Genomic DNA, 22,416 nt, shown 5'->3' on the forward strand with positions numbered 1-22,416 from the left:
CGCCCAGTGGCGCGGCTCAATCCATCGGAGCAGGATGATGAACCGGATGAGTCCCTTGCAAGACACCGACCCGCGCTGGCAGGCCGTGCTCGACCGCGACCCGGCGGCGGCGTTCGTCTATGGCGTCACCAGCACCGGCATCTATTGCCGCCCCGCCTGCCCGTCCCGCCGCCCCAGCTCCGCCAACGCGCGGTTCTTCGATGATGCCGCCGCCGCCGAGGCCGCCGGTTTCCGCGCCTGCCTGCGCTGCCGTCCCGATCAGGCGGACCGTCATGCCGCGTTGGTGGCCCAGGCCTGCCGCGCCATCGAGGATGCCGACGAGGTCATCGGGCTCGACGCGCTGGCCGGCGCCGCCGGGCTCAGCCCCTTCCATTTTCATCGCCTGTTCAAGGCGCGCACCGGCGTGACGCCGAAGGCCTATGCCGATGCCTGCCGCGCGCGGCGCGCCAGCCAGGCGCTGGACGGATCGGCCAGTGTGACCGAGGCGCTCTACGAGGCCGGCTACGGCTCCAGCGGCCGCTTCTACGCCCGGAGCAACGACAGGCTCGGCATGATCCCGACCCGCTACCGCGCCGGTGGGGCGGGTGAGACCCTCCGGTTCGCGCTGGGCCAGTGTTCGCTCGGCGCGATCCTCATAGCGGCGACGCCAAGGGGAATCTGCGCCATCACCCTGGGCGACGATCCCCACGTCCTGCTGCACGACCTGCAGGCGCGGTTCCACAAGGCCGAGCTAATTGGCGGCGATGCCGAATTCGAGCGCTGGGTCGCCCAGGTGATCGGCTTCGTCGAGGCGCCGCGCCTCGGCCTCGACCTGCCGCTCGACATTCGCGGCACCGCGTTTCAGCAGCGTGTCTGGCAGGCGCTGCGCGAGATACCGCCTGGAGAGACCATCAGCTATGCCGAGGTGGCGCGGCGACTCGGCATGCCCAAGGCGGTCCGCGCGGTGGCCGGTGCCTGCGCCGCCAACCAGATCGCGGTCGCCATTCCCTGCCACCGGGTCCGGCGCATGGGCGGCGCGCTCGCCGGCTACCGCTGGGGCCTCGCCCGCAAGCAGGCGCTTCTGGCGCGGGAGACGGCGGGATGACGGGCGACCTGTTCGCCGGCATGGCGCCGTCGGCCATCGAGACGCTGGCCGACGGCGCGCTGATCCTGCGCGGCTTCGCCTTGGAGGAAGCGCCCGCGCTGCTCGCCGCGATCGACGCCGTCGCCGCCGCCGCGCCGTTCCGGCATCTGGTCACGCCCGGCGGCTTCCGCATGTCCGTCGCCATGACCAATTGCGGCGCGGTGGGCTGGATCAGCGACCGGCGCGGCTACCGCTATGGCCCGGACGATCCCGAAACCGGGCGGCCTTGGCCCGCCATGCCGGCGCTGTTCCAGGCGCTGGCGGCGCGCGCGGCGCGGGCCGCCGGTTTCCCGGATTTCGCGCCCGAAGCCTGCCTCGTCAACCGCTACACCCCGGGCACGCGCCTGACCCTGCATCAGGACCGGGACGAGGGAAACCTCTCCCATCCCATCGTCTCGATCTCGCTCGGCGTGCCCGCCACCTTCCTGTTCGGCGGGCTCGAGCGCAAGGACAGGCCGCGCCGCGTTCGGCTCGAGCATGGCGACGTCGCCGTCTGGGGCGGCCCCTCCCGGCTCGCCTTCCACGGCATCGACACGCTGAAGGACGGACCGCACCCGCTGACGGGCGCGGTCCGCTACAATCTCACCTTCCGGAAGGCGCTCTAGCTGTCGGTTGACCGGCGGCGCGCGCTCGCTATGATGCGCGCTGCCTCCGCGCGGGCGTGGCGGAATTGGTAGACGCGCCGGACTCAAAATCCGGTTCTAGCGATAGAGTGTCGGTTCGAGTCCGACCGCCCGCACCAGCGCATCGGCCTCTGGGGCCAGCATGAGGATCTTCGTGACGATCCGTACTCCGCTTATCGCCGCCCTCGCGCTGCTCCTGTCGGCCTCGCCCGTGCTCGCGGCCCGGCTCGAGCCGATCCAGGACTATGTGAATTCCCGCGACTATGGCGAGCGCGATCATTCCTATCCGCTCTTGCGCTGCGGCGCGCTCTACCTGGCGTCGCTGAAGCTGACAGGCGACACGCTCGAGCCGGAGCGGGCCGGGCAGATCGCCGAGACCGCCACCAAGATGGTGGCCGTCGCCACCCATTTCCGCGTCCAGCCCGGCATGGACCCGGAAGCCGAGGCCAATCGGACCATGGACCAGGTGGAAGTGCTGGTCGCCGACTACATGGGCCGGGCGACCGGCGGCCGGGGCAAGGCCTTCGGCGCCGATTCGCTGGTCAAGAAGGACTTCAAGTACTGCCGCACGGTGACCGAGCCCTTCGTGCGCAATTACGACTTCAATCCGCCGCCCCGGTAGCGCGCCTGCGCCATTCAGGCCGCTGCGCTGGGCCGCGACTCGATCCGGTCCCACCAGCGGCGCAGGTTCCCGTGCCGCTCGGCGAAGTTAAGGCCCGCGCCCATGCCGGTGCCCAGACGGGCATAGGCGGTAATGTCGACCACGGTGAAGTCATCGCCCGCGATATAGTCGCGGCCCGCCAGTTCCTCGTTCAGCCAGTCGAACTTCTTCAGGGCGTCGATGCGGCAGGCCTCGACATATTCCGGCACCTGGGTCAGCACCTCGGCGAAGAACGGTCCCTGATGCTTGACGAAATTGGTGACGTAGCTCGCCACGTCCAGCTCGATGCGCCGGTTCCACATCTCGATGAGCGCGCGCTCCTTCGGCGTCGCGCCGAACAGGGAAGGCTCCGGATACAGCTCTTCCAGATAGCGGCAGATGGCATAGGACTCGCTCAGATAGGTGCCGTCTTCCAGTTGCAGCACCGGCAGCGCCGCCATGGGGTTGATCTTGCGAAACTCGGGCGACCGGTGCTCCATGGTCATGAAATCCACGGCCCGCTTTGGGATCTCCAGGCCCTTTTCGGCCAGGTACATGCGCACCCGCTTGGTGTTCGAGCCGCGTGGATTGTCGAAAAGCGTCAGGCCGTCGAGGCGCTGGGTCATGATGGTCTCCTCCCCGCCGGTCCGTCTTGGACCGGATCGCGGGCAGACTATATCCAGCGGAAGGCACGGCATAGGGAGGGAATGCATGCGGAGACTCTTGACGCTGCTGTTCGGACTGGCAGTCCTGCCGCTCGGCGCCTGTGCCGGGACGCAGGCCGACGCGGACAGCGCTGATCCCGCCGCGCTGACGGGACGGACCTGGCAGGTCGAGGATATCGCCGCCGCCGGCATCATCGACCGTTCGCACATGACGCTGACTCTCGGGCCCGATGGACGCGCTTCGGGCGACACCGGCTGCAACCGGTTCGGTGGTCCCTATAACTTGTCGGGCGCGGCCTTGTCGTTCGGCGACATGATGTCGACCCGGCGCGGCTGCGCTCCCGCGCTGATGGAACAGGAACGGCGGTATCTCGATGCGCTCAAGGGCGTTTCCTCCTGGTCGCTCCGGCCCGATGGGGCGTTGCTGCTGCAGGGCGCGGGCGGGCCAATTCTTTACCGCCTCGAAGCCGAAAGCAGCGGCGGGGCATCGCCCGGCGAGACGCGCTTCGTGTGCGAGGACGGCTCGGAGTTGAGCGTCTTCTTCGACAGCGCGGCCGGGACGGCGACCATTGCCAGCGGCGGCGGTCCCATCGTTTTGCCGCAAGCGCCCAGCGGCTCCGGATTCCGCTATGAGACGCCGACCCATTCGCTGACAGGCAAGGGCCGGGACATCACCTGGACCATCGGCCGGATGGTGCCGCGCCGCTGTACCGCTTCCTAATCCGGCGCGACAACGGCCTCCGGCTTGCGCCTCTGCCAGGCCACATGCACCAGCCAGCCGGCCAGCATGCCGGGCATGCCTTCGTAGACGGCGTTGTGCCAGTCGAGGCCGCGCCAGGCCAGCGCGACGCCGACACCGACGGCCATCATCGCCAGGGCCTGCGCTTCGCCGGGCCGGCCGCCCCGGGCATAGACCAGCATCAGCGGCGCGAAGGCCGAGGCCAGCACCGACCAGGCCAGAATCACCAGGCTGAACACGCTCTGCACCTGGAACAGCGCAATGGCGAGGGCGAAGGCCACGACCATGGCCGTGGCCGCCTTCAGCATCCATTTGTTCTCGATCTGCCGGCTCGGCAGATCCTGGGTGATGGCGGAGGAACAGCTGAGCACCAGCGAATCGGCGGTGGAAATGGTGGCGGCGAAGATCCCGGCGAGCACGATGCCCACCAGGAACGACGGCAGCAGGGCCTGCGCCATGCTCGGCAGGGCAAGCTCCGGATCGCCGGCGCCCAGATCGGGCAGATAAAGGCGCGACAGCATGCCGACCAGGGTGGCGGCGGCATAGAACAGGATGAAGAACCCGTAGTACCAGAGGCGGGCGCGCCAGAGGTTCCCGGGCGTGTCGAGCGCCATGAAGCGCACCATGATGTGCGGCTGCCCCACCACGCTGAAGCCCGCGAACAGCCAGCCGATCACGAACAGGGCGAGGCCGGAGACGCCGGGCCAGGCATCGGGCGGCGCGGCCATGCTGAGAAAACCGGGGATGGCCTCGAAAGCGCTCATGGTGGCGCCGATGCCGCCCAGTTCCGCGATGGCGACCCAGGCCAGGATCGCCATCGCGATCATCATCACCGCCGATTGCGCCGCGTCGGTCCAGATGGACGCGCGGATGCCGCCGGCCAGGCAATAGGCGATCACCATGGCCGCGCCGACCCAGGCGCCGGCGGACGGATGCCAGCCCAGCAGCGCCTGCAGCGCCTTGCCGCCGGCCGTCAGCTGGGCCGCCGTATAGGCGCCCAGGAAGATGATGGAAACCAGCGCCGCGACGCGCCGGTAGATGCGGAAATCCTGGCCGTACCAGCGTGACAGGATGCCGCCGAAGGTCGCCTCGTCCAGCGCCTCGGTCTGCACGCGCAACTTGTGGTGGATCAGCAGCGAGGCGATCAGGTCGCCGACGATCCAGCCGATCATCAGCCATGCCGCGGCGAGACCGGTGGCGTAGGTGTAGCCGATGACGCCGATGAACATGTAGCCGCTGTTGTTGGTCGCCACCGCCGACAGGCCGACCAGCGAGGGCGCGACGCCGCTGCTCGCCACATAGTAATCCTGCCGCGTGCCCCGGCTCCTGAGAGCCGACAGCAGGCCGACGCCCAGGATCAGGGCAAGCGTGCCGAGAAAGGCGGCGAGGGCCAAGGCCTCAGCCGTTCCGGGCGTCGAGCGGGGCGATCGTCTCGCGGGACGCGACGAACTCCGGCCGGGGCCGTTTGCCGCCGTAAGGCTCGGTGACCTTGTTGGACAGCGCGTTGTACACCATGAAGGCGTTGCTGCGGGCAAACGGCGTGATGTTGCTGCTCGAGCCATGCATCGTGTTGCAGTCGAACAGCAGCACCGATCCCGGCTGCACCAGCGGCGCCTCGATGCCGCCCAGTTCCACCAGCGTGCGCAGGCTGTCGTCGTCCGGCGTGCCGGTTTCCTGCACGCGCAGGGACTGCTTGTAGTTGTCGTCCGGGGTGTCGCCGACGCAGGCGACGAAGTGCCTGTGCGATCCGGGCACCAGCATCAGCGGGCCGTTATGGGCCGTGTTCACCGTCAGCGGAATGGAACACGACACCGCGCGCATGGCGGGCATGCCGTCCTCGACGTGCCAGGTCTCGAAATCCGAGTGCCAGTAGAAGTCCTTGCCCTTGAAGGCCGGCTTCAGATTGATCCGCGACTGGTGGATGTAGACGTCGTCGTCGAGAATCTGCTGGACCAGCGACATGATCCGCGGGTGCGCCGCCAAGCCGGCGAAGGTCTGGTTGATCTGGTGCACCATGAACACCGACCGGATGTCGCCGCTGCCCGGTTCGCTGATGACGACGGGATCGTCCTTGCCCCTCAGCGACTGGCAGGTCTGCTCCAGTTCCTGGCGCAGCACATCGATCTCGTGCGGGTTGAGAACATTGTCGACGACGAGGAAGCCGTCATGCTCGAAACGGCGCAGGTCCGTCGCCGACAGCGGGCCGGAAACCGCCGCGCCGCCATGCAGCACGGGCTCGCGCCGTTCCAGGATGGCAGGCCTGTCGGCCTGCCGTGAAGGATATGGGTCTGTGTTGTGCATGGCGGCCTCAGGCTGCCTGCACGCCATCCGTCTGGGTCACCAGGGGATAGACGCCATTTTCGTCATGGGTTTCGGTACCGGCCACCGGCGGATTAAACACGCAGATCAGCCGCAGGTCTTTCTTCACCCGCATGATGTGCTTCTCATGGCCATCCAGCGCATAGACCGTGCCCGGGGTGATCGGATAGCGCTGCCCGTCCGTCAGGTCTTCCAGCTCGCCTTCACCCTCGATGCAGTACACGGCTTCCTGATGGTTGGCGTACCACATGAAGGTCTCGGTGCCGGCGAACATGGTGGTGTCGTGCAGCGAAAAGCCCATGCCATGCTTCAGCAACAGCAGGCGGCGGCTCCGCCAGGTCTTCGACGCCACGTCGTCCTGGGTATCGGTGACGGAATCCAGTGTCTTCACAATCATATCTGTCTGTCTCCTTCGGTTAGGCCGCGACGCGGGGGCGTACGGCGGCCGCCACGCTCTTGCGCAGGATCTCCAGCCCTTCTTCGAGTTCTTCCTCGGTGACCACCAGCGGCGGCAGGCATTTGATGACCTCGCCGTCGATGCCCGAGGTTTCCATCAGCATCCGGTTGCGGAAGGCTTCCGCGCAGATGGCCGAGGCCCGGTCCGGATCACGGCACTCGATGCCCTGGATCAGGCCGCGTCCCCGCGCCTCGACAAAGACGTCGGGATAGTCCTGGCAAAGCGCCTGGAGGCGCTTGCGCATCAATGCGGATTTGGCCTCGATCTCGCGCTGGAAGCTGTCGTCGCGCCAGTATTCCAGGCCTTCGGTGGCCGCGACGAAGGCCAGATTGTTGCCGCGGAACGTGCCATTGTGCTCGCCGGGCTCCCAGACGTCGTATTCGGGCTTGATCAGCGTCAGCGCCATGGGCAGGCCCATGCCGCCAATGGATTTGGACAGGCAGACCAGATCGGGCGAGATGCCCGCTTCCTCGAAGCTGAAGAACGCGCCGGTGCGACCGCAACCGGCCTGCACGTCGTCGACGATCAACAGGATCTGATGCTTGCGGCAGATCGCCTCCAGCCCCTGCAGCCATTCGCGGGTGGCGACATTGATGCCGCCCTCGGCCTGCACGGTCTCGACGATGATCGCCGCCGGCAGGTCCATGCCGCTGCCGCGATCGGTCAGGAAGGCGTTCAGGATGGCGAGTGAATCGCCATCTTCGCCCAGATAGCCATTATACGGCATGCTGGTGGCATCGCTCAGCGTGACGCCCGCGCCGCCGCGCTTGAAGCCGTTGCCGGTCACCGCCAGCGCGCCCAGCGTCATGCCGTGGAAGGCGTTGGTGAAGCTGACGACGAGCTGACGGCCCGTCACCTTGCGGGCCAGCTTCAGCGCCGCCTCCACCGAATTGGTGCCCGTCGGGCCGGGGAACTGGATCTTGTAGGACAGACCGCGCGGCTGCAGGATCACCTCGTCGAAGGTTTGCAGAAAGCGGCGCTTGGCCACCGTGTGCATGTCGAGGCTGTGGGTGATGCCGTTGGTCGCGATGTACTCGATCACCGCGCGCTTCATGGCCGGATTGTTGTGCCCATAATTGAGGGCGCCGGCGCCGCCGAAGAAATCGAGATATTCCTGGCCATTCTCATCCCACAGGCGGGAGCCGGACCCACGCTCGAAAACGACGGGGAACGAGCGGCAGTAACCGCGGACTTCTGATTCGAGACTTTCGAACACGTTCATGTGGATACTCCTTGATGGCCGGCGGCGCCAAAGGGGCCGATGCGGAGCACCAGCTCTTCTTCATGGCCGTCGCCGGGGAATAGGGTGCGGCCAAACTGGCCGATGGTGTCGCACTGGCCGCCCATGTGGCGGGCAAGGCCGTTGAATAGCGCCAGCGACGCGGCGTTGGATGGCGTCACGGTGGTCTCGACGAAGCGGATGCCGCTCATCTCGGGCCGCCGCAACAGTGCCAGCAACATGCGGGTGGCGATCTTGCGCCCGCGTTGGTCCGGCGCCACGCCGACCTGCCAGACGAACAGTGTGTCGGGCTTCTCGGGTGCGGCGAAACCACTGATAAAGCCGGCGAGGTGGTCGCCATCTTCGGCGACGATGGACGTCTTGCCCATATAGGCGCCGACCATCAGGTAGGCATAGGGTGAGTTCATGTCGAGGCCGCCGGTCGCCTTGGCCAGGGCCCACATGGCCGCGCCGTCTTCCACGGCGGGCTGGCGGAATGTCAGCGGCTCTTCATCACCGCCGGACAGGCTGTCGGTTTGTTCATGCACGGAAACGCAAAGCTCCCTCGGGGCCGATGGCGATGCCATCAGCCTCCAATCATTATTTAATTTCAGGTGGATATATAATGGTGCCAAGGATTAAGGGATTCAACCCTTGAGTCTCGCCTGTCTTTCTCGACAAAGTTTAGAATAATAAAATATATGACAGGCATTTGCGGCGCTTCTTAAGCAGCTTATTTAAAACAAATTACTGTAAATAAATTTTACTTTGATCGGAGAGTGTAGCGAAAATCGGCCCTATTTTCACTTTGTCCGGAAAGTGTATGTCATTATTTACTGCTAGGCCCGGGCAGGTTCGCCCGTGTGCCGGCGTGCGGTGCGGCCGCCCTGGCGCTATTGGTTTGCGCCTGCGCCCGTTCCACACCTATGGTTCCGTTCTGAACAAACGGTTTTCGCCTTGTCCGATCTCCCCTCCCATCCCGCCGCCGGCGAGCGTCCTTCCATGATCGTGCCGCTGGTGATCGCCTGCGCGCTGTTCATGGAAACCCTCGACGGAACGGTGATCGCCACCGCCATTCCGGCGATCTCCCGCAGTCTGGGCGAAAGCCCGCTGGCGCTGAACATGGCGATGACCGCCTACATGCTCAGCCTCGCGGTTTTCATTCCGCTCAGCGGCTGGCTGGCCGACCGGTTCGGGGCGCGGCGTGTGTTCTGTTCGGCCATCGCCGTGTTCACGCTCAGTTCGCTTGGCTGCGCGTTGGCACAGGATCTGAACCAGCTTTTGGTCGCGCGCGTGGTCCAGGGAATGGGCGGCGCCATGATGATGCCCGTGGGCCGCCTGATCCTGCTGCGCACCATCCCGAAGAGCGAGTTCGTGAAAGCCATGAGCTGGGTGGTCGTGCCCGCGCTGATCGGTCCCGCGGTCGGGCCGCTACTGGGCGGCTTCATCGCCACCTACTGGTCGTGGCGCTGGATATTCCTGATCAACCTGCCCATCGGCATGCTGGGGCTTTTTCTCGCGCTGCGCTTCATCGGCCCGGTGACCGGCCCCACGCCGGGCAAGCCGGACATTGTCGGCTTTGTCCTGGTCGGCCTTGGACTGGGCGCCTTCGCGTTCGGCGTCGACAATCTGGGACGCGGCCTCGACTCCGCCGCTGTCATCATCGCGGGCTTTACCGTCTCGGCGGCGGCGCTGGGGCTCTATGTCCGGCATGCCAGGAAGGCCGAAAATCCTGCGCTGGACCTGGGATTGCTGCGCATTGCCACGTTCCGGATCGCGCTGGTCGGCGGCAGCGTCTTCCGCATCGCCATCGGGACGATCCCGTTCCTGTTGCCGCTGATGTTCCAGCTAGGCTTCGGCATGACGCCGCTGGAATCCGGCGCGCTGACCTTCGCGACGGCCATTGGCGCCATGAGCCTCAAGACGGTCGCGCCCTGGGTGCTGCGCCGCTACGGCTTTCGCCGCCTGCTGACCTGGAATGCCCTGTTCAGCGGGGTGCTTCTCGGCATCACCGGCCTGATCCAGCCCGACACGCCCTACCTGGTGGTGCTGGGCATTCTGCTGTTCTCGGGATTCTTCCGGTCGCTGCAGTTCACCTGCGTCAATGCCGTGGGCTTCGCCGACGTGCCGCCCGAGCGGATGAGCAACGCCACCAGCTTTTCCGGCGTGGCGCAGCAACTCAGCCTCGGCATGGGTGTCGCCTTCGCGGCGTTGATGCTCGGCCTCATGCCCAGTGCCGGCGGACATGCGCCCGGCAGCATGGATCCCGGCGATTTCATGCCGATCTTCGCCGCCGCCGGCCTGGTCTGCGCGGCGTCATGGCTGTCGTTCCGCCATCTGACGGCCGATGCGGGGCAGGAAATGAGCGGCTACCGCAAGCCTTCGGACGAGTGACGATCTACTTGTTGGCCCATGCGGGCGAGGTGGCGATATCCCGGAACGCCTTGCGCGCGGCCTCCAGTTTCTCGCCCTCGACCTTGGTGCCGGCGATGCGCAGACGGTCCAGTTCGCCGGCGCCGTCGACGGTGCATTCGGCGACGACCATCTTCTTGTCGCCGCCTGTGTCGGGAATGAAATCGATGGTCGCCTGGCCGGGCCCCCAGCCATGCGCGTCGACCACGGCCTCGCGCAGGACATCGTCCGCCGTACGGGCCGAGGAAATGCAGCCGCTGATGATCACTTCCGGCTTGTAGACCACGCCGCAGCCGGAAAGGCCGGCCATGGCGGCGATCAGCAGAATGGTGCCCTGGGGTTTCAAGTTGTGCCTCCGCGCAAGAAAATCATGACGCCGCCCACCGGGCCGGCGAACACTATCCCAGACAGTGTGGAGCGCCAACGTCGCACTCATGCCACGGTTCGCTCATGGATCAGTTTTGCTCGGTCGCGTCGGCGAAGGCCTCTTGCGCCGCGTCCAGCCGGCTGCCGGTGATGCGCACGCCGTCGATCTTCAGGCGTCGGAGGTCGCCGTGGTTGTCGACCTTGCACTTTGCCGTCACGGGCAGAGGTTCGCCCGAGGGGCGGGCGACCTGGAAGCGGACGATGCCTTCCTTGCCCACCACGGCGGTGTAGTCCACTTCGGCGTCGCGCAGGTTGAACAACACTTGCCGGGCCGCGGTCTGGCAACCGGCCAGCATGTCGGCCTTGCCCAGCGGCCGCCCGCAGGCCGCCAGCGCCGTCAGTCCCGCCACCAGAATCAGGGTACGAATCCACATGGCCGATTCATAGCACGATGCGCGCCGCGTTGAACCTGCCGCTAGTTCACCTGCCGCCCGGTTTCGCCCCAGAAGCGTGCCCGCAGCACCTTCTTGTCGGGCTTGCCGATGGCGGTCACCGGGATGGCGTCGGCGAATTCGACCCGTTTGGGCGCCTGTACCGATCCCTTCTTCTCCTTGACCAGGGCGATCAGTTCCTCGGCGCTCACCGATGCGCCGTTCTTGCGCACCACCACCGCCGTGACGGCCTCGCCCCATTTGTCGTCGGGCACGCCGATGACGGCGGCCTGCGCCACGCCCGGATGATGGGTGAGCACGTCCTCGACTTCCTTCGGGTAGACGTTGAAGCCTCCGGAGATGATCATGTCCTTCTTGCGATCGACGATATAGAGGTAGCCTTCGGCGTCCTTGCGGGCCATGTCGCCCGTGTGCAGCCAGCCGCCGCGCAGGGTTTCGGCGGTTTCCGCCGGCCGCTTCCAGTACCCGTCCATGGCGAGCGGGCTGCGCACGCAGATCTCGCCGACCTCGCCCTGCGGCACTTCCTCGTCATGGTCATCCAGCAGCTTCACCTGCACGTTGGCCACCGGAAAGCCGCAGGATGAAAGCCTTTCGGAATGCGCCGGATCGTGGTCCCAGGTGTTCAGCGTGGTCACCGTCATCGGCAGCTCGGACTGAGCGTAGAGCTGCATGAAGACCGGACCGAAAATCCCCAGCGCTTCCCGCAGCCGGGCAGGTGACATGGGCGAGGCCCCATAGACCACCAGCTTCAGGCTGGACAGGTCCAGCTCGCGGATGCGCGGGTGGTCGAGCAGACGGTACAGCATGGTCGGCACCAGCCAGGTGACCGTGATCTTCTCGCGCACCACGCAATCCAGGAACCGGTCCGGGTCGAAGCCTTCCTGCAGATGGACGGTGCCGCCCTTGACGAAGCTGGGCGCGACCATGGAGCCGCCGGCATGGGACAGGGGCGTCACCACCAGCGTCCGGATCTCGCGCGGCCATTCCCATTCGGCCAGCATCATCAGGATGGAATTGCAGGTCGCGTGATGGCGGTGGATGACGCCCTTGGGCCGGCCGGTGGTGCCGCCCGTGTAGACCAGGCCGACGATATCCGCCGGGTCGGCGGCGTCCCACAGCGGTTTCGGGTCGAAGCTGTCCGCGCGGGCCAGCAGGTCGTCGGCGATGCTGGACGGGCCGATGCTGACGATGTGCCGCAGGCCGGGCGACCGCGCCGCCAGCGCCGCGCCGCGTTCGGCGTAATAGGGATCGACCGCCAGCACGTCGGCCTCGGAATCCTCGATGATGAAGGCGTGGTCCTCCACCGCGCCCAGCGGGTGAAGCGCCGTGTAACGGATGCCCAGCAGGGTCGCGGCAAGCCGCACCATCAGGGTTTCCGGCCGGTTGGAGCCGAGCTGGCATAGCGCCATGCCGGGCTTCAGCCCGCGCGCCTCGAGCGCCTGCATGATCTGGCTGATGCGCTGGCCCAGCTGCCGGTAGGTCAGGCGGGTTTCGCCGCAGACCAGCGCTTCGCGGTCGCCATAGCGTTCGATGGCGCGGCGCGAGATCTCGCCCGCCGTGGTCCCCAGATGCACGTCGCGCAGTTCGGTCATGTGACTACCCCGTTTTCCCCGGGGATCACTCTATACGGGCATCCGAGACGGGTTCAATCGGCGGATCGCTCTGTTCAGCCGCCGGGCCGCCGGTTAGGGTTTCCCGGCGGCCTCGGAACGACACGGCTTTGCCACGAGACCGCCACAAAGTTTTCGGAAATCGGAACGGGGAGAGACCGATGGACTTCATGAAATGGACGGTGGGCGACGTCACCATCACCAAGGTGCCGGAGCTGGACCGGGTGCCCGGCATGCGGGGTCTGATCCCCGCCGCGACGCGCGAGGCCATCGAGCCGATCGCCTGGCTGCGGCCGCACTTCGTCACCGACGACCTGAAGATGCTCGCCAGCATCCACGCCCTGATCATCGAGACCGGCGGCCGGCGCATCCTGGTCGACACCTGCGTCGGCAACGACAAGGACCGGGCGTTCGATGCCTGGAACCACATGCAGGGGCCGTTCCTCGACGACCTGGCCAAGGCGGGCTTCCCGCGCGAGTCCATCGACACGGTGCTGTGCACCCATCTGCATATCGATCATGTGGGCTGGAACACCATGTGGGTCGATGGCCAATGGGTGCCGACCTTCCCCAATGCGCGCTATCTGATGGGCCGCGAGGAATTCGCCTACTGGAAGGCCGAGGCCGATGCCGACGACGCTCGGCCGGCGGGCGACAAGGGCATGCTGGAGACCGGACAGGTGTTCGGCGATTCCGTCCGGCCGGTGTTCGAGGCCGGGCTGGTCGACCTGGTCGAGACCGGGCACCGCCTGTGCGACACGGTACGCCTGGTGCCGACCGTCGGGCATACGCCGGGCCATGTCAGCGTGCTGATCGAATCCGGCGGCGAGACCGCGCTCATCACCGGCGATTTCATGCACCATCCGTGTCAGATCGCCCATCCGGAATGGGCCGCCGCCGTGGACTATGATTCCGAGCAGTCGACGAAGACGCGGCGCGAGGTGTTCGCCCGCTATGCCGACACGCCGACCCTGATCGTCGGCACCCATTTCGCCAGTCCGACCGCCGGACGGCTCGTTCGGGATGGCGAAACCTACCGGCTGGTGGTGTAGCATGGAGCCGCAACATTCCTTGCGGGAGACAGGCATTCCGTAACGCGTGGACGATCGCCGCGATGGGCGCCGGAGCGGCGCCATGAACCGCCTGCTGCCCCGGCTGGCGTTCATCGCCGCCGTGCTCGCGGCGGCGGGCTTCTTCGCCTATAGCGGCTGGCGCGATTATGCCAGCCAGACGCTGACCGAGACGGCGGAGTACAAGGCGCCGGACATTCCCTACACGCCGACGCCGGAGATCGTCGTCGAGCGCATGCTGGACGCCGCCCGCCTCGACCGGGGCGACCTGCTCTACGATCTGGGCTCCGGCGACGGGCGCATCCTGATCAAGGCGGCGCTGACCTATGGCGTGAAGGCGGAAGGCTACGAACTCGATCCGGATCTGGTCGAGCGCTCGCGGGCCGCCGCCCGCGCGGCCGGTCTCGACGAGAAGGTCACCATCCTGCGGCGCGACATCCTGACGCTGGATCTCTCGGATGCCGACGTGGTGACCCTGTCGCTCAGCCGCGACCTGAACCGCAAACTCGTGCCCCAGTTGCTGGCGCTGAAGCCGGGCGCGCGCATCGTCAGCCACGATCACGCGGTCGGCGATTATGTCCCTGACAAGCTGATCCGCTTCGCCCCGGAAGTGCAGGGCGGGCGCGAGCATCTGATCTATGTCTACACGGTGCCGCTGCGCACCGGCGACGACGCCACGGCGGTGGACCGGCCCGCCAAGGCCGGCATCAATTTCGTGCCGACGCCCGAGCCGGTCGCGGAGGAGATGCTGGGCCTGGCCCGCATCATGCCGCACGAAACCGTCTACGACCTGGGCTCGGGCGATGGACGCATCCTGATCGCCGCAGCCGCCGAATATGGCGCCAAGGCGGTCGGCTACGAGATCGACGCCAGACTGGTCGAGGAGTCGCGCAAGCGCATCGCCGCGGCCGGGCTGGCGGACAGGGTCGAGGTGCGGGAAGGCAATCTGTTCGAGGCCGATCTGAGCCAGGCGGATGTGGTGACCCTCTATCTGAGCCCCACCATGAACGCCAAGCTGCTACCCCAGTTCGACGCCATGAAGCCGGGCTCGCGCATCCTCAGCCACGATTTCGACATTCCTGGAATCAAGCACCAGACCGTTGTAAAGGTCACGCCCGGCGGGGCTTACAAGCGGGAGCGCACGATCTATCTGTGGACCACGCCACTCGAGCGCGTAGCGAACTAGAAGGACCGTTTTCATGAGCGTGATGCAGGCCATCAACCCGGCCACCGGCGACGTGATCGCCACCTATCCGGTTCACACCAAGGGCGAGGTCGGCCAGAAGCTCGACAACGCCGCCCGCGCGTTTCGCGACTGGTCACGCACCGCCATCGACGACCGCGCCGCGCTGCTGGTCAAGCTGGCCGGCGTGCTGGAGGCGAACAAGGAAACCTATGCCCGCCTGATGACCATGGAGATGGGCAAGCCGATCAAGGAAGCCCGCGCCGAAGTGGACAAATGCGCCTGGGCGTGCCGCTACTACGCCGAGAACGGCCCCGGCTTCCTCGCCGACGACATCGTCAAGACCGAGGCGCACAAGGCCTTCGTCGCCTTCCGTCCGCTGGGCGTGGTGCTGGCCGTCATGCCGTGGAATTTCCCGTTCTGGCAGGTGCTGCGCTTCGCCATTCCCAGCCTGCTCGCCGGTAACACGGCGGTGCTCAAGCATGCCTCGAACGTGCCCGGCTGCGCGCTCGCCATCGAGGAGGCGCTGCGCGAGGCGGGGCTGCCGGACGGTGCGTTCCACACGCTGATGATCCCGAGCGGCATGGTCGGCGACGTGATCGAGCACGGCGCCGTTCGCGCCGTCACCCTGACCGGCAGCAACGCCGCCGGCCGCGCCATCGCCGCCAAGGCCGGCGCGTGCCTGAAGAAGTCGGTGCTCGAGCTGGGCGGAAGCGACCCGTTCGTGGTGCTGGAAGACGCCGACCTGGACAAGGCCGCCGAAGCCGGGGCTGCCAGCCGCTTGTTCAACACGGGCCAGGCCTGTATCGCGGCCAAGCGGTTCATCGTCATCGACAGCATCGCCAAGCGGTTCGAGGAGAAGCTGGCGGAGCGGTTGCTGGCCCGCAAGATGGGCGATCCCATGGATGACAGCGTCGCCCTCGGATCCCTCGCCCGCGCCGATCTGCGCGACGAGTTGCACGATCAGGTCGCCCGCAGCCTGAAAAGCGGCGCGCGCAACGTCCTGGGCGGCCAGATCCCGAAGGACGCCGGGGCGTTCTATCCGGCGACCATCCTGGACGGGGTGGAGAAGGGCATGGCGGCGTTCGACGAGGAACTGTTCGGTCCGGTCGCGTCGATCATCCGGGCCAAGGACGAGGCCGAGGCGCTCGCCATCGCCAATGATTCGCCGTTCGGTCTGGGCGCGGCCGTGTTCACCGAGGACAAGACGCGCGGCGAGCGCATCGCCAAGGAAGGCCTCGAGGCCGGCGTCTGCTTCGTCAACGATTTCGTGAAGTCCGATCCGCGCCTGCCGTTCGGCGGCATCAAGGAAAGCGGCTATGGCCGCGAACTGGGCATTTTCGGCATCCGCGAGTTCACCAATGTGAAAACAGTGGTCGTCGCCTAGTCCACGAACGGCCGCACGGATTCCTCGGCCTCGGCCTCCTTCTTGCGGCGCTGCAATGCGTCGCTGAAGGCGGCGGCGAGGATGCCGGCGGGCATGGCGATCAGGCCGATACCCATGACGGCGGTGATCGCCGCCAGGATCCGGCCCAGCGGCGTCACCGGGAAGACGTCGCCATATCCGACGGTGGTCAGCGTGACGATGGACCACCACATGGCGCGCGGGATGCTGCCGAAATTGTCGGGCTGGGCCTCGCCCTCGACGAAATAGAGCAGGGTCGAAGACACCACGAGCACGAACATGGCCGCGCAGACGCTGAGCATCAGCTCGTAGCGCCGCGAGGCGACGGCCTCGATGATGAAATGCATGGCCTGCGAGAAACGGCCCAGCCGCGTGACGCGCAGGATGCGGAACAGCCGGACCGCGCGGAGCAGGAACGGTTCACTGCCGGCGAAGGTCAGGAACACGGGCAGCAGCGCGACCAGATCGAGGATGGCCGCCGGTGTCTTCATGAAACGCAGCCGGCCGGCCCAGCCCGGCCCGTATTTGGGGTTTTCGGCGCTGATCCACACGCGGACGAGGTACTCGGCCCCGAAGATCACCGTGAACAGCCATTCCGCCGCGAGGAACAGCCGGGCGTGTCCGCCGACCAGCGACTGCTCTGTTTCCAGGATCGCGGTGAGGGCCGACAGCAGGATCAGCACGCAGATGATCTTGTTGAACAGGGAAAGGCCGCGCCGGGACCCTTCCGTCTCCAGGTGCTCATAGACGATCCGCCGCAAGTTTACGGTCGTCCGCGCGCCTTCCATGTGTCCCCCACCAACGCCCGCGAGCGTCACCGCGCATTCCGGAAAAGCCGAAGTGTGGCAGAGGGCGCGGCGAAATCAACGACGCGTATGCAGGGTGATGGCGGATTCGCCCGTTGCGCGGCCCCGCGACGCGCCGTACCGTGGGTAACCACATGGTAACAGCGGCTGGGGAGGCGCGCGGATGGCTCGGGCAGAGATTCTCATCACCAACGGATTGATCGTCGACGGCTCCGGCGCCGCGCCGTTCACGGGCGATATCGCCATCGCCGATGGCCGGATCGTTGCGGTCGGCGCGTTCGAGGGCGACGCGGCGCGGGTGATCGACGCGGCGGGCAAGGCCGTCGCGCCGGGTTTCATCGACATCCACACCCACTATGATCCGCAATTGTGCTGGGACCGGCTGGCGACGCCCTCGCTGGAGCATGGCTGCACCACGGTGGTGATCGGCAATTGCTCGCTGTCCGTGGCGCCGATCCGCGACAAGGCGGCGGCCAGGAAGCTGGTGAGCATGTTCCGGGTCATCGAGGACATCGGCGACGCCACCTTCGAGGCGGGCGTGCCCTGGTCGTGGGAAAGCTTTCCCGACTATCTCGACTTTATCCGCGACGGGCTGGGCATCAATGTGGGCGCGCTGGTCGGCCATTCGGTGCTGCGCCTCTACGTCATGGGCGAGGCCGCGCAGGAGCGCGTGGCCACCGACGAGGAGATCGGCGAGATGGTCCGGCTGTTGAAGCAGGCCATGGACGCCGGCGCCATCGGCCTGTCCACCTCCTATGTGGATATCGACGAGAACATGAAGCCGGTGCCGAGCCGCTTCGCCGACATGCGGGAAAAACTCGCTCTCGCGCGCGCCATGGCCGAGACCGGGCGCGGCGTGATGCAGACCGTGCCGTTCTTCCTCGACCCGGTGAAGCAGCTCGCCTGCATCGACGAACTGGCCGAGATTTCGCGCCAGACCGGGGTGATGTGCACTCTCGCCCCCATCGTCTACAGTCCCATGGGCAGCCTCTGGCAGGACTCGCTGGACCGGCTGACCGCGGTGCGCGAGGCCGGCGCGAACGTCTATGGCCAGTCCATGCCGCGGCCCTTCGACCTCAACATGCGCCTGTCGGAAAACTCGTTCCTGCTGCTGTCCATGCCCAGCTGGGCCAAGGCGTTGAAAATGGGGCTGACGGACCGGCTGGCCTATTTCTCCGACCCGGCGACACAAGAAATTCTGATCGAGGAGATGAGCGCGGGGGCGATCATGGCCGCGTTCGGCAAGCTGCGCGTCGGCCGCGTCACCCATCCGGACAACAAGCCCTATGAGGGCCGGGCGCTGCACGAGGTGGCGAACGAACTGGGCGTGCCCATGCCGCGCGCCATGATCGATATCGCGCTGCGCGACGGGCTCGAGGCCGAATTCCAGCTGGTCGGCGCCATCCATGGCGACGAGAATTTCGTGGCGCGGATCCTCGACCATCCGGCCTGCCTGGTGGGCGCATCGGACGCGGGAGCGCATATCGCCCAGTTCTGCGGCGCGGGGGACACCTGCTACATGCTGTCGCGCCATGTGCGCGAACGCGGCGACATGACCCTGGAGCGCGCCGTGTTCCGCATGACCAAGGAAGTGGCAGACGCCTGGGGCATCGAGGGGCGCGGCCTGCTGAAACCGGGGATGGCGGCGGACGTGGTCGTGTTCGATCCGGCGACCATCGACCGGGGCGAGGAGGTTTTCGTGCATGACGTGCCGGGCAACGCCAACCGTTATATCCGGCACCCGTCCGGCATCGAGGCCGTGATCGTCAACGGCGCCCTCGCCGTCGACCGCGGCGTCTACACGGACGCGCGGGCTGGCGCGGTCGTCTGACGGACTGTCAAAAAAACTTCACTGGCGCAGGCCCCCCGGTTTGGGAACCATCAGAGCGACGAGGCCGCCGCGCGGGCGGCACGGCTGTCCTATTGTCCTTGGAGTGACCATGCCCAGCGACGGCGTCTACGATGTCCTGTTCTTCTGCACCCGCAACGCGGCGCGCAGCATTATCGCCGAGGCCATCCTCAACCAGCTGGGAGCCGGCAAGTTCAAGGGCTACAGCGCGGGCACCGCGCCCAGCGGCGAGATCGATCCCCATGCGCTGAATCTGCTGGAGCAGATGGGCCATCCCATCGAGGGCCTGCGCTCGAAATCCATCGAGGAGTTCAGCGGTCCGGACGCCCAGCCGTTCGATTTCATCATCACCATATGCGACAAGGCCACGGGCGAGACCGTGCCGGTCTGGCCGGGCCGTCCGATTACCGCCGAATGGACCTTCCCGGATCCCTCGCGCTTCGATGATGGCGAGAACAGCGAGGCCGAGATCGCCGCCGAGTTCGCCGAGACCTACAAGGACATCCACGCCCTGCTGTCGACCTTCGTCAGCCTGCCGCCCGAATCGCTCGACCGGCTGAGCCTGGAGAATTTGAACAGCACCACGGCCCGGCACGTTCCCCGGTCGGCCTGATCGGTCGCCGCCCGGTCGGCCTCAGGCCGGCCGCTTGTGGACGAGGCTGTCGCCGAGGAAATGGAAGACCGCCTCTCCCGCCTCGTTGCGCAACTCGTGGCGAATGGTGACGCGGCCGATATCCGTGCGCTTCTTCCACGGCCGCTTCTCGAGGATTTCCGCCCAGCCGTGGACCGTGTCGCCCGGCTTCAACGGCTTGCGCCAGCGCACCTGGTCCCAGCCGATGCCGCAGACCCAGTGCACGTCGCCGAAAACCTGGTGGTCGAGCAGGCGCCAGATCGCCGCCGTGTAGATGCCGCTGGCGGTCAGGCCCTGGAACACCGGGTGATCGGCGGCCTGCGCCTCGTCATTGTGGAAATATTGCGGGTCGTAGCGGCCGGCGAAGGCGATCATCTCGTCGCGGTCCAGCGTGAAGGGCCGAGACCGGACCGTTTCACCGACCGACAGATCCTCGAAATAGCGCCATTCCGTCATGGCCTTCGCCCTTCTATGTCGCTAGCGTTGAGCCTGTTTGTAGAATCATTCGTGCCGATGCCGCAACGGCCGCGCCCGCGGGGAGGGGCGCACCATGAACTATCTGGCGTTCATCCTGTCCAACCCCAGGTTTCTGGCCTACGGGTTCATGATGCTGTTCTTTTCGGGGTTCGGGCAGACCTATTATTTCGGCCCGTTCACCGACAGCGTGCGCGCGGAATTCCAGCTCAGCCATGGCGATATCGGCGCCCTGTTCTCCATCGCGACCGGCCTTGCCGGGGTGCTGATGATGTGGGCCGGGCGCAAGGTCGACGACGTGGATCTGCGCATGTTCACCTTCCTGATCTGCGTCACCCTGATCGCCGGATGTTTCGCCATGTCGGGCGCCAACGGCATCGCCACCCTGGTGCTGGGGTTTTTCCTGCTGCGCATCTCGGGCCAGGGGCTGATGATGCATGCCTCGTTCACCTCCATGGCGCGCTATTTCGACAAGGAGCGCGGCAAGGCGATCTCGGTCGCGGCGTTCGGCATGACCATCGCGCAGGCGGTGTTTCCGTGGGTGGCGAAGACTCTGAACGTGGAGTTCGGCTGGCGCATGGCCTGGTACTGGAGCGGCGTGTTCCTGACCGTGACCCTGGTGCCGATGATGCTGTGGCTGCTGACCGGCCACAAGGAGCGGCACGAGAAGTTCCTGCGCGAGAGCGAGGAAGGGCTGCACGGCGCGGCGCCCAAGTCGGGCTGGACGCGCAACGTGCTGCTGCGGGATATCCGATTCTATCTGATGTTCCCGTCGGCCATGGCCATGGCCTACATCCTGACCGGCTTCATCTTCCACCAGCAGCACATCGCGCGGCTGGAAGGCTGGCCGCCGGGGTTGCAGCCGAAAGCGTTCATCGCCTTCGCCGCCACCGGCTTCATCTGCTCGGTGATCGCCGGGCCGCTGGTCGACCGGTTCGGCGCGCGGCGGATGATCGCGTGGAATTCGGTGCCGTTCATGATCGGCATGATCAGCCTGGCGCTCACCAGCCACGAGATCGCCGCCTGGCTCTATCTGGGGCTGGCGGGGATCACGCTGGGCTTCGGCATTCCGGTCGGCACCGCGTTCTGGGCCGAGATGTACGGGCCGCGCCATGTGGGATCGGTGCGGGCGATCATGGGCTCCATGGGCATGCTGGCGACGGCGCTGGCGCCCTATACGATGGGCATCATGTTCGATCATGGCGTGTCCGTCGCCGCGCTGGCGCTGGGCAGCGCGCTCTATATCGCGGTCAGTTCGGTGCTGGTCTGGCTGGTGGTGACACGGTACTGGGAACGGCCCAATCCAACGGCCTGACGGGGAGAGAGACATGATCCGGTTCGAGTTCTTTTTCGATTGCTCCAGCCCGTGGACCTATCTGGCGTTCCACAACATCCAGCCGCTGGCGGCGGAGTTCGGCGTCGAGATCCAGTGGAAGCCGGTGCTGGTGGGCGGCATCTTCAACGCGGTGAACGACAGCGTCTACCGCAACCGCGACAATCCCATTCCCGCCAAGGCGACGTACTCCCGCAAGGATCTGTACGACTGGGCGCGGCTGGCGGGCATCGAGATCAACTGGCCGAGCATCTTCCCGATCAACAGCGTCAAGGCCATGCGCGGCTGCCTGGTCGCCGCCGAGAGCGGGGCGCTGGTGCCGTTCGCCACCAACGTGTTCCATGCCTATTGGGGCGAGGACCGCGACATCAACGACGATGCGGTGCTGCGCGACATCGTCGCCGCAAGCGGGCTCGATCCGGACGATGTCTTCGCGGGCATCGCGCGGCAGGACATCAAGGACCGGTTGAAGGCCAACACGCAGGAGGTCATCGACCGGGGCGGCTTCGGCTCGCCGACCATGTTCGTCAATGGCGCGGACATGTATTTCGGCAATGACCGGCTGCCGCTGGTGCGCGCGGCGTTCGAGGCGCTCAGCCGGTAAGCGTCCGGCCTTCGAAGCGGGTGACCGCGTCGGCGAAGCTGGGCATCACGGGAACCGGGCGGTGGGTCGCCATGTCGGCGCAGACCATGATGGTCTCGCCCTGGGCGAGCAGATCGTCCGCGCCGGCCGCGTGAATCTCGAATAGATTGCTCAGGCTGGTGCGGCCGATGCGCGCGACGCGCACCCAGATGTCGACAAGCTGGTCGAAAACGATGGGCTGGCGGTATTCGACCACCGATTTGACCAGATGGAAATCGAGGCCGCTGCGGGCCACCTCGCCGGCGTAGTCATAGCCGGTCGCGCGCATGTACTCGGTGTGGGCGACGTCGAAATAGGTCAGGTAATGCGCGTTGAAAACCACGCCCTGGGCGTCTACCTCCGCGTAGCGGATGCGGAGCGTGTGGTGAAACCTGAAATCCGGCAGCGGCATCGGGAG

24 protein-coding genes and 1 tRNA gene are annotated in these 22,416 nt (G+C 66.5%); 13 read left to right on the top strand and 12 right to left on the bottom strand.

Annotation, left to right across the window (positions count from 1 at the left end; all coding sequences use genetic code 11):
* Positions 1 to 37 precede the first annotated feature (37 nt).
* The 4 genes from ada to WJU17_RS13145 all read left to right on the top strand — a co-directional run bounded on the left by ada (position 38) and on the right by WJU17_RS13145 (position 2,368).
* The gene (ada, locus tag WJU17_RS13130; protein WP_346328952.1) at positions 38 to 1,084 is read left to right on the top strand and encodes a bifunctional DNA-binding transcriptional regulator/O6-methylguanine-DNA methyltransferase Ada; all 1,047 of its coding nucleotides are present in this window, start codon (positions 38 to 40) and stop codon (positions 1,082 to 1,084) included.
* Complete coding sequence (gene alkB, locus WJU17_RS13135) at positions 1,081 to 1,728, top strand: DNA oxidative demethylase AlkB (protein ID WP_346327850.1); 648 nt, start codon at positions 1,081 to 1,083, stop codon at positions 1,726 to 1,728. The genes ada and alkB overlap by 4 nt, the downstream gene beginning before the upstream one ends.
* A 50-nt stretch (positions 1,729 to 1,778) precedes the next feature.
* Positions 1,779 to 1,865, top strand: a tRNA-Leu gene (locus WJU17_RS13140).
* A gap of 35 nt (positions 1,866 to 1,900) precedes the next feature.
* Entirely contained in the window at positions 1,901 to 2,368 is a 468-nt protein-coding gene (locus WJU17_RS13145) for a hypothetical protein (RefSeq protein WP_346327851.1), read from the top strand.
* A gap of 14 nt (positions 2,369 to 2,382) precedes the next feature.
* Here the strand turns inward: WJU17_RS13145 and WJU17_RS13150 are convergent, their stop codons facing one another.
* Positions 2,383 to 3,012 (bottom strand): glutathione S-transferase family protein, encoded by a 630-nt coding sequence (locus WJU17_RS13150; RefSeq protein WP_346327852.1) that lies wholly within the window; start codon positions 3,010 to 3,012, stop codon positions 2,383 to 2,385.
* Positions 3,013 to 3,097: 85 nt separating this feature from the next.
* Between WJU17_RS13150 and WJU17_RS13155 the strand changes: the two genes are divergently transcribed.
* Positions 3,098 to 3,772: an META domain-containing protein gene (locus WJU17_RS13155; protein WP_346327853.1), complete on the top strand. Its 675-nt coding sequence runs from the start codon at positions 3,098 to 3,100 to the stop codon at positions 3,770 to 3,772.
* On the opposite strand, the gene WJU17_RS13160 is transcribed toward WJU17_RS13155, so the two are convergent.
* The 5 genes from WJU17_RS13160 to ectA are packed head-to-tail and all read right to left on the bottom strand — an operon-like array spanning position 3,769 to position 8,333.
* Positions 3,769 to 5,184 (bottom strand): sodium/proline symporter, encoded by a 1,416-nt coding sequence (locus WJU17_RS13160; protein ID WP_346327854.1) that lies wholly within the window; start codon positions 5,182 to 5,184, stop codon positions 3,769 to 3,771. The genes WJU17_RS13155 and WJU17_RS13160 overlap by 4 nt on opposite strands.
* Before the next feature lie 4 nt (positions 5,185 to 5,188).
* Positions 5,189 to 6,091 carry an ectoine hydroxylase gene (gene thpD, locus WJU17_RS13165; protein ID WP_346327855.1) on the bottom strand — a complete coding sequence of 301 codons (903 nt, stop codon included), beginning with the start codon at positions 6,089 to 6,091 and terminating at the stop codon, positions 5,189 to 5,191.
* Between the two features lie 7 nt (positions 6,092 to 6,098).
* On the bottom strand, positions 6,099 to 6,506 hold the full coding sequence (locus WJU17_RS13170; RefSeq protein ID WP_346327856.1) for an ectoine synthase: 408 nt from the start codon (positions 6,504 to 6,506) through the stop codon (positions 6,099 to 6,101).
* A 19-nt stretch (positions 6,507 to 6,525) separates the two neighbouring features.
* Positions 6,526 to 7,788: a diaminobutyrate--2-oxoglutarate transaminase gene (gene ectB, locus WJU17_RS13175; protein WP_346327857.1), complete on the bottom strand. Its 1,263-nt coding sequence runs from the start codon at positions 7,786 to 7,788 to the stop codon at positions 6,526 to 6,528.
* Positions 7,785 to 8,333, bottom strand: a complete 549-nt coding sequence (gene ectA / locus WJU17_RS13180; RefSeq protein ID WP_346327858.1) for a diaminobutyrate acetyltransferase — start codon at positions 8,331 to 8,333, stop codon at positions 7,785 to 7,787. Before ectA ends, ectB begins: the two co-directional genes overlap by 4 nt.
* Before the next feature lie 409 nt (positions 8,334 to 8,742).
* Here ectA and WJU17_RS13185 point away from each other — a divergent pair, with 409 nt between their 5' ends.
* Complete coding sequence (locus WJU17_RS13185; RefSeq protein ID WP_346327859.1) at positions 8,743 to 10,179, top strand: DHA2 family efflux MFS transporter permease subunit; 1,437 nt, start codon at positions 8,743 to 8,745, stop codon at positions 10,177 to 10,179.
* A 4-nt stretch (positions 10,180 to 10,183) separates the two neighbouring features.
* Here WJU17_RS13185 and WJU17_RS13190 read toward each other — a convergent pair whose 3' ends face one another.
* From WJU17_RS13190 to WJU17_RS13200, 3 genes are all read right to left on the bottom strand, one after another.
* Positions 10,184 to 10,543 (bottom strand): hypothetical protein, encoded by a 360-nt coding sequence (locus WJU17_RS13190; protein WP_346327860.1) that lies wholly within the window; start codon positions 10,541 to 10,543, stop codon positions 10,184 to 10,186.
* 109 nt (positions 10,544 to 10,652) lie between these two features.
* Positions 10,653 to 10,997: a hypothetical protein gene (locus WJU17_RS13195; protein WP_346327861.1), complete on the bottom strand. Its 345-nt coding sequence runs from the start codon at positions 10,995 to 10,997 to the stop codon at positions 10,653 to 10,655.
* Between the two features lie 41 nt (positions 10,998 to 11,038).
* Positions 11,039 to 12,607 carry an AMP-binding protein gene (locus WJU17_RS13200; RefSeq protein WP_346327862.1) on the bottom strand — a complete coding sequence of 523 codons (1,569 nt, stop codon included), beginning with the start codon at positions 12,605 to 12,607 and terminating at the stop codon, positions 11,039 to 11,041.
* A gap of 179 nt (positions 12,608 to 12,786) precedes the next feature.
* On the opposite strand from WJU17_RS13200, the gene WJU17_RS13205 reads away from it, so the two are divergent.
* The 3 genes from WJU17_RS13205 (at position 12,787) to WJU17_RS13215 (ending at position 16,265) form a co-directional block, all read left to right on the top strand.
* A complete protein-coding gene (locus WJU17_RS13205) occupies positions 12,787 to 13,677 on the top strand; it encodes an MBL fold metallo-hydrolase (protein WP_346327863.1) in 891 nt (296 codons plus the stop codon).
* Between the two features lie 82 nt (positions 13,678 to 13,759).
* A complete protein-coding gene (locus WJU17_RS13210; RefSeq protein ID WP_346327864.1) occupies positions 13,760 to 14,881 on the top strand; it encodes a class I SAM-dependent methyltransferase in 1,122 nt (373 codons plus the stop codon).
* A gap of 13 nt (positions 14,882 to 14,894) precedes the next feature.
* Positions 14,895 to 16,265 (top strand): NAD-dependent succinate-semialdehyde dehydrogenase, encoded by a 1,371-nt coding sequence (locus WJU17_RS13215; protein WP_346327865.1) that lies wholly within the window; start codon positions 14,895 to 14,897, stop codon positions 16,263 to 16,265.
* On the opposite strand, the gene WJU17_RS13220 is transcribed toward WJU17_RS13215, so the two are convergent.
* Positions 16,262 to 17,044: an ion transporter gene (locus WJU17_RS13220; RefSeq protein WP_346327866.1), complete on the bottom strand. Its 783-nt coding sequence runs from the start codon at positions 17,042 to 17,044 to the stop codon at positions 16,262 to 16,264. The two genes, WJU17_RS13215 and WJU17_RS13220, sit on opposite strands and share 4 nt — an antisense overlap.
* 208 nt (positions 17,045 to 17,252) lie before the next feature.
* On the opposite strand from WJU17_RS13220, the gene WJU17_RS13225 reads away from it, so the two are divergent.
* A complete protein-coding gene (locus WJU17_RS13225) occupies positions 17,253 to 18,920 on the top strand; it encodes an amidohydrolase family protein (RefSeq protein WP_346327867.1) in 1,668 nt (555 codons plus the stop codon).
* Positions 18,921 to 19,029: 109 nt separating this feature from the next.
* Positions 19,030 to 19,551 carry an arsenate reductase ArsC gene (locus WJU17_RS13230; protein WP_346327868.1) on the top strand — a complete coding sequence of 174 codons (522 nt, stop codon included), beginning with the start codon at positions 19,030 to 19,032 and terminating at the stop codon, positions 19,549 to 19,551.
* A gap of 21 nt (positions 19,552 to 19,572) precedes the next feature.
* Here the strand turns inward: WJU17_RS13230 and WJU17_RS13235 are convergent, their stop codons facing one another.
* Positions 19,573 to 20,025: a MaoC/PaaZ C-terminal domain-containing protein gene (locus WJU17_RS13235; protein ID WP_346327869.1), complete on the bottom strand. Its 453-nt coding sequence runs from the start codon at positions 20,023 to 20,025 to the stop codon at positions 19,573 to 19,575.
* Between the two features lie 94 nt (positions 20,026 to 20,119).
* On the opposite strand from WJU17_RS13235, the gene WJU17_RS13240 reads away from it, so the two are divergent.
* Together WJU17_RS13240 and WJU17_RS13245 are read left to right on the top strand one after the other, a co-directional pair.
* Positions 20,120 to 21,358, top strand: a complete 1,239-nt coding sequence (locus WJU17_RS13240) for an MFS transporter (protein WP_346327870.1) — start codon at positions 20,120 to 20,122, stop codon at positions 21,356 to 21,358.
* 13 nt (positions 21,359 to 21,371) lie between these two features.
* Positions 21,372 to 21,980, top strand: a complete 609-nt coding sequence (locus WJU17_RS13245; RefSeq protein WP_346327871.1) for a 2-hydroxychromene-2-carboxylate isomerase — start codon at positions 21,372 to 21,374, stop codon at positions 21,978 to 21,980.
* On the opposite strand, the gene WJU17_RS13250 is transcribed toward WJU17_RS13245, so the two are convergent.
* A complete protein-coding gene (locus WJU17_RS13250) occupies positions 21,970 to 22,410 on the bottom strand; it encodes a thioesterase family protein (RefSeq protein WP_346327872.1) in 441 nt (146 codons plus the stop codon). The genes WJU17_RS13245 and WJU17_RS13250 overlap by 11 nt on opposite strands.
* Positions 22,411 to 22,416 lie beyond the last annotated feature (6 nt).

This window comes from Iodidimonas sp. SYSU 1G8 (assembly GCF_039655775.1).
Taxonomy (GTDB): domain Bacteria; phylum Pseudomonadota; class Alphaproteobacteria; order SMXS01; family SMXS01; genus RI-34.